The following is an 8,597-nucleotide window of genomic DNA, read 5'->3' as shown; positions in this document are numbered from 1 at the left end:
TGCTGGAGTGGACGTTGTCTCTCGCCGGTGTTCTCTCGCGCCCTGCGCGCGAGCGCGGTGAGAGCCTCGAGGTGGTCGCGGTAGGCTTTTCGGCCGCTATCGGTAAGTGCCAGCCAAGTTTTCGGCCTGCGTCCCACGTACCCCTTCCGGATGGTGATATATCCGGCGTCGTCGAGGACGGTCATCGCCTTCGACAGGGTGGATTTGTTCAGCTCGCACTGTTCGGTGATCGTTCCGAATTCGGCCTCGCTGCAACCCTCGAGGAATGCGACCAGTTTCAGGCGGGGGAGTGAGGCGAGTAGTTCGCTCAGATCCGCCACGGGATGCCTCGCTGTCGTGCCAGTACGAACCAGATCCAGCCGCCCATGGCCATTCCGAACGGAATAAGCGGCCACCCTTCCAGACTGGTGCCGACGATAGCGCCGAAGAGTATCGGCACTAGGAAGACCGATACTCGCACCCAGCGCCGCGCCGGGCGCTGCCACATCGCCCGGGGCCGCACCCCGTCATTCCGCTGCGTGAAATGCAACCACGCCATGAGGGCGGCGAGCGTGAGCAGCAGTGCGGTTCCGGTGAGTGTGAGTTCGATATTCGTTTCACTGCGGGCGGGCTGTCCCAGGTTGAACAGGACGAGTCCGCTCCCGCCGAGCAACCCTGCGACCGGCGGCACCCATCCGGGCATGGCGGGTGCGCGGCGGGCTTGTTCGGTGGCGTCTGCGGCGATTTGGAGTGCGTCCTGCGGCGTTGGTGCGGCGTTCACAAGTCCACTCTATGTCAACTAGTTTCCATTCATCAACTAGTATCTCTCCAGGGAGAAGGCGCACTCGAGCGAGACGGAGTCGAGGGTGAGTCCCGCACCGACCCGCGAGATGCGATAGGTCCGATGGGCGAATGCGATTCAGCAACAGGCGACCGTGCTGCGGACGAGCGTCGATGGAAGGGGCATCGAACGGCCTGGAAATACGAATCGGCCCCGACCATTGGAAATGGTCAGGGCCGATGCTGTGTCTCAACCAACACGTCGGGGTGACAGGATTTGAACCTGCGACCTCTTCGTCCCGAACGAAGCGCGCTACCAAGCTGCGCCACACCCCGTGAAGCGAACGGGGAGTAGCTTAGCGCACGGTGGGGGTGGACGTTAAATCGGCTGGTCAGGGGATCAGATGAGGCGGAGGGTGGTGAGGAGGCGGCGGGCGAAGGTGGGGTCTATGGAGCGGTCTACGCCGGTGTCGGCGGCGATGGTGAGGACTATGGAGTTGGTGGTGCCGCCGGAGACGGCGAAGGTGTAGACGGAGAAGGTGTCGGCGCAGCGGGGGTCGGGGGCGGTGAAGGTGCCGGTGGTTTCCATGAAGACGCCCTGGAGGGAACCGTCGGTGTTGGTGAGGGGTTCACCGGGGGTGGAGGTGACGGCGGAGCCGGTGGTCCAGCCGATGCGGGCGATCCTCTCGCCGATCTCGCGGGCCGAGGCGGTGGCGTCGGGGTTGGTGGTGGCGCTCAGGAACATGTTGGTGCGCACGAAATCGGTGCAGTAGTTGACGCCCTCGGTGGTGAGGCCGGAGACGGGGACGGTCTCGTCGGCGCTGGCGAACTCCTTGATCGACTCGTCGAGCACCCAGTCCTGCGGGACATCCCAGGCCGCGCCGATATCGGTGGGCGAGATCACCTGATAGCCGGGGATGACCGGCGGCGGCGTGGTCGGCCCCGTCGTCTGCTGGGTGGTTCTGGTCGTGGTGGTCGGCTCGGCCGCGGAGGTGGTGGTGGTCGGACCCGCGACCGGTTCCTCGGAGCCGCGGTTCACCAGGATGACGGCCACCGTGGCGACCAGCGCCAGCACCACGATGCCGATACCCGCGAACAGTAAGCCCTTTCGGCCGCCGCCGGGCGGCGGACCGTACTGGTTCGGAGGGAACGGCGCGGGACCGGACTGGTACGGGTTCGGCGCCGACGGACTCGTCATCGTTCCGAACGGATTCGGAACGGTTCCGGACGGGTTCGAAAAATGTCCGGAGAGATGCGGAACAGGTCCGAATGGAGGCGAAGTAGGTCCGGAAGGATGTGAAGCAGGTCCGGATGGAGGCGAAGCAGGTCCGGAAGGATGTGATTGTGGCGCAGTGGGATTCGGCACCGGCCCGGATTGCTGCGGTGCGGGTCCGGGCGCATGCGGCGGATAGCCCCCGTACCCGCCCGGTGCACCGTACCCAGCCTGCGTCGTCGGGTCGCCGGGCTGCTCCGGGTAGCGCGGCTGCGACTGCCACCGCGAACCGGGTTCGGGAGCGCCCTCCCACCATTCCGGATTCCGCTGCGTCCCATCGTCATCGCGGTCGTTGGAGCCACTGGTCATGGTCGACCCCCCTGTTTCTTGCGGCCGCCGATCCACCTAGATGGGGCGGAGAGTGGCCAGGAGTTGCTTGGCGAAATCTGTGTTCACGGCCTTGTCCACACCCGTGTCCGCGATGATGGTCAGCACGAAAGCGCCACTGTCGCCGGGGAATCCGAAGGTGTAGATGGCGTAGGTGGACGCGCAGCCCGGGCTCGGCGCGGGAGCGTTGCCGGTGGTTTCCACGAAGACGCCCTGCAGCTTGCCGTCGGAGGTCCGGAACGATTCGGCGGGGCCCGGTGTGGAGTCCGTGGAGGTGGTGTAGGCGAATCCGATCACACGGGTGGTGACGTCGGAGATCGCCCGCACCGGATCGGATTCGTCGGATTGGGTCAGGAACATATTGGTGCGCACGTAGTCGGGGCAGTAGCCCGCGCCCTCCTGCGCCACCCCCGCCACCGGCAAAGCGTCAGCGCCGTAGCCGATTTCGACGGTGCTCCGGTCGATCTCCCAATCGGCGGGCACATCGTAGGCCGCGCCGTTCTCCGGAAGCGCGACCACCTGGTAGCCGGGGATCACCGCGGCGGGCGTGGTGGGGCGCGCCGCCGTGGTCCGGGGAGCGGTGCTCGTGGACGGTGCGGAGCTCTCCGTGGTCAGCGCGCTCACCATGGACGGGGTGCTGCCCGGCGAGGCGGAATCGGCCGAATCCCGGTTCGCCAGCGCGACCGCCGTGACCGCGCCGACCACCACCAGCGCCAGCGCACCGATGCCCGCGAACAGCAAACCCTTGCCGCGCTTGCCATTCGGCGGCTGGCCGCCGCTCTGAGGCCCGTATCCGGGTGCACCACCGTACGGCGGCTGCCCGCTGTACCCGGCCCCGCTGTACCCGGCCCCGCTGTACCCGGCCCCGCTGTATCCGGCCCCGCCGTATCCGGCGACGGTCTGATCCATCGGACTCGCCTGGTACGCGGCGGTCGGCGGCCCGGCAGGAGACACGCCGTATCCGGCCGGAGAAGCGTCGGGTCCGCCGGGAGAGAAGCCGGGCCGAGGTTGAGCCGCGCCGGGCCATGGCTGGCCACCCGGCGGGGGTGGCTGGTACCCGGCGGGCGCTCCCGCCTGGTACGAGCCGGAGTCACCCTGTGGCTGCGACGGATAGGGCCCCGACGGATAAGGCCCTGACGGATAAGACTGTGAGGTGGGCGGATACCGGCCGGTGGCGGGCGGCTGCGTCATCGGGTCCGGCGCTCCCCGCCCCGGCTCGTCCGGCCCGTAGGTCCCCGGCCGCCACTGCGCATCCGGATCGGGCGCGCCCTGCCACCACTGCGGCTCCGGCTGATTGCGGTCGTCGCCACTCATGGTCGTCCCCTGCCTGTCGTATCACCGCGTTGTATATCGCGGCCGACGCCTACCGCGCAGCAGTGGCCGAAGACGCGGTGATCCCGCGCCCGGTGTCGGCGGCCGGCTTCTTCGGCGGTGCGCCCACCAGAGTGAGCAGGGTGGCCTCGGGGCGGCAGCAGAAGCGGTACGGGGCCCACGGCGAGGTGCCCAGGCCAGCCGACACATGCAGGCGGGTGTGTGCGCCCCAGCGCGACGCGCCCTTGACCCGGGAGCGGTCGATGCCGCAGTTGGTGACCAGCGCGCCGTAGAACGGCAGGCACAGCTGGCCGCCGTGGGTGTGCCCGGCCATGACCAGGTCGTAGCCGTCGTCGGCGAAGCGGTCCAGCACCCGCGGCTCGGGGGAGTGGGTGAGGCCGATGCTCAAGTCCGCCAGGGGGTTCGGCGCGCCCGCCACGGTGTCGTAGCGATCCCGCTTCAGGTGCGGATCGTCCACGCCCGCGGTCGAGATCTTCACCCCGGCGACCTCGATATCGCGGCGCACGTGCGTCAGGTCCAGCCAGCCCCGCTCGCTGAAGGCGGCGCGCAGATCCTGCCACGGCAGCGGGTCGCCGAAGACTCGCTTGTGGTCGGACTTGAAGTACTTCAGCGGATTCTTCGGCACCGGCGCGAAGTAGTCGTTGCTGCCGAAGATGAAGATGCCGGGCCGCGCCAGCAGTCCGCCCAGCGACTGCACGACGGACGGCACTGCCTTGGGGTGCGCCAGGTTGTCGCCGGTGTTCACCACCAGATCCGGTTCCAGCCGATCCAGCTCCCGCACCCACGCCTGCTTCAACTGCTGGCCGGGTGTCATGTGCAGATCGCTGATGTGTAGCACGCGTAGCGAGGGCTTACCCGGTTCGAGCACCGGTAGCGTCGCCTCCCGCAGCACGAACGCGTTCCGTTCGATGAGCGAGGCGTAACCGATTCCGGCGACCGCGGCCCCGGCGGCTCCCAGAGCGGCGTTTCGCAGGGCGGAGGTCGAGATGACGGGCATTCGCCCAGAATAGGCGACCTGCGGGGGAAACATCGACTTGTGTGAGGCGTGGACCACTCCGGGGCGTCGACACCGGGAAAAAGAGTGGCGGGTGCGGGGGCCGCGAGCGGTAGCGTGAGCGCATGTCGGAACTCAAGGCGAAGCTGCGTACGGACCTCACGGCCGCGATGAAGGCCAAGGACGCGCTGCGGCTCAACACGCTGCGCATGCTGCTGACCGCCGTGCAGAACGCGGAGGTCGCCGGTACCGAGGCTCGGGAGCTCTCCGATGCCGAGGTGATCACGGTGCTGTCCAAGGAAGCCAAGAAGCGCAACGAGGCCGCCGTCGTCTACGAGCAGAACGGTCGCGGGGAGCTCGCCGCCAATGAGCGCGCGGAGGAGTCGATCATCGAGGAGTACCTCCCCACGCCGCTCACCGACGCGGAGGTCGCGAATATCGCCGACACCGCCATCGCCCAGGTGGCCGAGGAGAACGGGGAGCGCCCCGGCATGAAGCAGATGGGCCAGGTCATGAAGGCCGCGACCGCTCTGGCGGCGGGCCGCGCCGACGGCTCGCGGGTTGCCGCAGCGGTCAAATCCAGGCTCTGACCCGCGCGTGCGGCTTGCGTCGGTGGGCGCGGGAGCCGTTTCTCCCGGCTCGGACCGCACGGGGTTCCGGCGCGGTCCGGTGCGGGCGGCGAGCGCTCGCTCGTAGTATCCGGCCTAGTAGGAGTGCGATCGGCACCGAGCACACAATCCAGATGATCAGCACTGTCAGCAGCACCGTCATGGCCGTCCGTCCCTTCGCCCGCGCTGTCTGTCGGTACGGATAGCCAACACTTTGCGAGACCGACTGGACAGGGCCGAAAGGCATTTTCGACGGATAGTTCTCCGCCTGATAGGTGGGAATACGTGCAAAAAGGGCAAATTGCCCGAAGTGTGCTGCACTTCGGGCAATTCGCATTCTCGCGCCGGCTAGCGCGGGATGGGTATCGGCAGCGGTATCGGTGGCAACTGTGGCAGACCGGGCAGGCTCGGTAGGCCGGGCGGCGGTCCCGGTGTCTGCACCGGGGCCGGGCGCTCACTGCCGTCGCTCACGTAGATGGTGACCACCGAGCCCGGAATCGCCGATCCGTCCGGCGAGATGCTGAGCACGGTGCCCTTGGTCGGCCCGGGGGCGGAGGCGACCGACACCTGGAAGCCCGCGCCGATCAGGGTCGAGGTGGCCTCGCCCTGGCTCATGCCGACGACATCGGGGATCTGGGCATTGTTGGAGCCGCGCACATACTTGTCGTCCAGTGGCGGGAACGCCAGCGGCGGGAAGCGGTCGAGCACGTTCTTCATCGCGCCCATCCAGGTGCGGGCCGGTTCGTTACCGCCGAACAGGTCGCCGCTGTAGCAGTTGCGCAGCGGGAACGAGCAGATCTCGCCGGGTGTCGGGGTGTCGCCGTAGATGTAGGCCGCACCCGCGAACGAGTTGGTGAACGCCAGGAACGCCGAGGAGCGGTGCGATTCGGTGGTACCGGTCTTCGCCGACAGCGGCCCGTTCCAGCCCACCGAGCGGGCCGCGCCCGCCGCCGTACCGCTGATGTCGTCCTTGCCCATGGCATTGGCGAGGGTGTGCGCCAGACCCGGCTCCACCACCTGCTCACACGCCTGCTGCGTCAGCGGCACCGGTTTGCCGTTGCGGTCCAGCACCTCCCGGATCGGGGTGGGCGGGCACCATTTGCCGCCGGAGGCCAGCGTCGCCGCCACATTCGACAGCTCGAGCGGATTGATGGCGACCGGCCCGAGCGTGAACGAGCCCAGGTTCTGGTTCTTCACCATGTCGGCCAGGCTCTGGTTGCCGAAGCCGGAGGTGCCGGGCTGGGTGTAGGAGCGCATGCCCAGCCGCACCGCCATATCCACCGTAGGCTCCACGCCCACGTCCCGGATCAGCTTGACGAAGGTGGTGTTGGGCGAGGTCGCCAGCGCCTCGGTCACCGACATGGGCGACTTGTAGGAACCGGCGTTCTTCACGCAGTAGGTCTCGGCCGGGCAGCCGGGGGTGTTGGAGTTACCCATGCCCCGGGCCTGGAAGGTGGACGGCACATCCAGCTGGGCGCTGATGCCGAGGCCCTTCTCCATGGCGGCGGCGGTGGTGAACAGCTTGAACACCGAGCCCGCGCCGTCACCGACCATCGAGTACGGCTGCGGCTGCACCGTCTGATTCGCCGCCGCGTCGAGTCCGTAGGTGCGGCTCGACGCCATGGCCAGCACCGGATGCGAATCCTGGCCGGGCGCGACGATATTCATGACCTGGGCGATGTCGTCCAGGTTCGGGTCGGCGTTCTGCGTCACCGACGCCTTCACCGCGTCCTGGACGACCGGGTCGAGGGTGGTGCGGATCAGGTAGCCGCCCTTGTCGATCTGGTCGCGGCTGATGCCCGCGTTGGCCAGGTATTGGAGGGCGTAGTCGCAGAAGAAGCCGCGGTCGTAGGCCGCGATGCAGCCGCGCGGCAGTCCTTTGGGCTCCGGCAGCACGCCCAGCGGTTCGGCCTTGGCCTTGCGGAATTCGTCGGCGCGGCTGGGAATGTTCTGGATCATGGTGTCCAGTACGGTGTTGCGCCGCTCCAGCACGCCCTGCGGGTTGGTGTAGGGGTTGAGCTTGGAGCTGGACTGCACCATGCCCGCGAGCATGGCCGACTGCACCACGTTCAGATCCTTGGCGTCGATGCCGAAGTAGGTCTGCGCGGCGTCCTGGATGCCGTAGGAGGAATTGCCGAAGGGCACCAGGTTCAGATACCGGGTGAGAATCTCGTCCTTGGTGAGCTGCTTGTCCAGGGTGAGCGCCATCCGGATCTCGCGGATCTTGCGGGCCGGGGTGGTCTCGATGGCGGCGCGGCGCTCGGCGTCGGTCTTGGCCACCACCAGCAGCAGGTAGTTCTTCACGTACTGCTGGTCGAGCGTGGAGGCGCCCTGCTGCACTTCACCGCTGGAGGTGTTGGTGAGGAAGGCACGGAAGGTGCCCTGCCAGTCCACGCCGTGGTGGTCGGCGAAGCGGCGGTCCTCGATGGACACGATCGCCAGTTTCATGTCGTTGGAGATCTTGTCGCTGGGCACCTCGAACCGGCGCTGCTCGTACAGCCAGGCGAACGGGGTGCCGTTCGCGTCGACCATGGTGGACACCGCGGGGACAGTGCCCTCCACCAGTTCGGCGGAGACATTGTCGACGGCGTCCGCGGCGCGGTTGGAGATGTATCCGAATCCACCGGCGAGCGGGAAGAGCAGCCCGGCGAGCAGCACGGCGGCCAGTACGCAGCTGCCGGCGAGTCTCGCGAGCGTTCGTGATATCGGCACGAGTCCTAGCCTAATTGGCCTCGCGGGCACTCGGTGTGCGCGTGTCGTCGGCGTCGGTTTGTCACAAATGAGGCCGACTGCCCGGTTCCATGTCTCGATTGCATGGACGGACGTACCAGAAAATCTCAGCACGGTCTTGCGCAGGGCGCGCACCACTATCTAGATTGAGAACCCAGTGTGATAGAGCTAACACTCAAAGTGGAATGTGGTGCGGAACGCAGCGGGGTTGGGTAGCTGCGCGTCGTACGCGATTCTGGAGCGCCGTGACCCGGTGTTCGGACTGCAAAGGGGCACACCAAATGCACATGACTACCCCGATCGCTCGATTGGATGTGGAGCAGGCCGAAGCGAGAATCGCCTGGGTTTCCCAGGCCCGATGCAAGGAAGTGGATCCCGACCAGCTGTTCGTGCGTGGCGCGGCGCAGCGCAAGGCGGCCACCATCTGCCGGCATTGCCCGGTGTTGATGGAGTGCGGCGCTGACGCCCTCGACAATCGCGTCGAGTTCGGAGTGTGGGGCGGCATGACCGAGCGGCAGCGCCGGGCGCTGTTGAAGCAGCACCCGGAGGTGACCTCCTGGGCGGATTTCTTCCG

The 8,597-nt window shown here is 67.5% G+C and carries 8 protein-coding genes and 1 tRNA gene; 2 read left to right on the top strand and 7 right to left on the bottom strand.

Features of this window, described 5'->3' with window-relative positions:
- The 6 genes from QK444_RS26950 to QK444_RS26925 all read right to left on the bottom strand — a co-directional run.
- Positions 1-320: transcriptional regulator (locus QK444_RS26950; RefSeq protein WP_282784932.1), on the bottom strand; the 320-nt coding region annotated here is incomplete at its 3' end.
- Entirely contained in the window at positions 308-760 is a 453-nt protein-coding gene (locus QK444_RS26945) for a hypothetical protein (protein ID WP_282784930.1), read from the bottom strand. The genes QK444_RS26945 and QK444_RS26950, both read right to left, overlap by 13 nt.
- A 261-nt stretch (positions 761-1,021) precedes the next feature.
- Positions 1,022-1,095, bottom strand: a tRNA-Pro gene (locus tag QK444_RS26940).
- A gap of 64 nt (positions 1,096-1,159) precedes the next feature.
- On the bottom strand, positions 1,160-1,957 hold the full coding sequence (locus QK444_RS26935) for a hypothetical protein (protein ID WP_282784928.1): 798 nt from the start codon (positions 1,955-1,957) through the stop codon (positions 1,160-1,162).
- A 420-nt stretch (positions 1,958-2,377) separates the two neighbouring features.
- Positions 2,378-3,268: a hypothetical protein gene (locus QK444_RS26930; RefSeq protein WP_282784926.1), complete on the bottom strand. Its 891-nt coding sequence runs from the start codon at positions 3,266-3,268 to the stop codon at positions 2,378-2,380.
- A gap of 454 nt (positions 3,269-3,722) precedes the next feature.
- Positions 3,723-4,688 (bottom strand): metallophosphoesterase, encoded by a 966-nt coding sequence (locus QK444_RS26925; RefSeq protein ID WP_282784924.1) that lies wholly within the window; start codon positions 4,686-4,688, stop codon positions 3,723-3,725.
- A gap of 122 nt (positions 4,689-4,810) precedes the next feature.
- On the opposite strand from QK444_RS26925, the gene QK444_RS26920 reads away from it, so the two are divergent.
- Positions 4,811-5,275 (top strand): GatB/YqeY domain-containing protein, encoded by a 465-nt coding sequence (locus QK444_RS26920; protein ID WP_282784922.1) that lies wholly within the window; start codon positions 4,811-4,813, stop codon positions 5,273-5,275.
- Positions 5,276-5,641: 366 nt separating this feature from the next.
- Here the strand turns inward: QK444_RS26920 and QK444_RS26915 are convergent, their stop codons facing one another.
- On the bottom strand, positions 5,642-8,005 hold the full coding sequence (locus tag QK444_RS26915) for a transglycosylase domain-containing protein (protein WP_282784920.1): 2,364 nt from the start codon (positions 8,003-8,005) through the stop codon (positions 5,642-5,644).
- 299 nt (positions 8,006-8,304) lie between these two features.
- On the opposite strand from QK444_RS26915, the gene QK444_RS26910 reads away from it, so the two are divergent.
- On the top strand, positions 8,305-8,597 hold a 293-nt coding region (locus QK444_RS26910; RefSeq protein WP_282784918.1), incomplete at its 3' end, for a WhiB family transcriptional regulator.

It is taken from the genome of Nocardia sp. CC201C, from assembly GCF_030010695.1.
Lineage (GTDB): Bacteria > Actinomycetota > Actinomycetes > Mycobacteriales > Mycobacteriaceae > Nocardia > Nocardia otitidiscaviarum.
The sequence above is the reverse complement of the archived record's forward strand: the minus strand, read 5'-3'. Positions and strand labels throughout refer to the sequence as shown.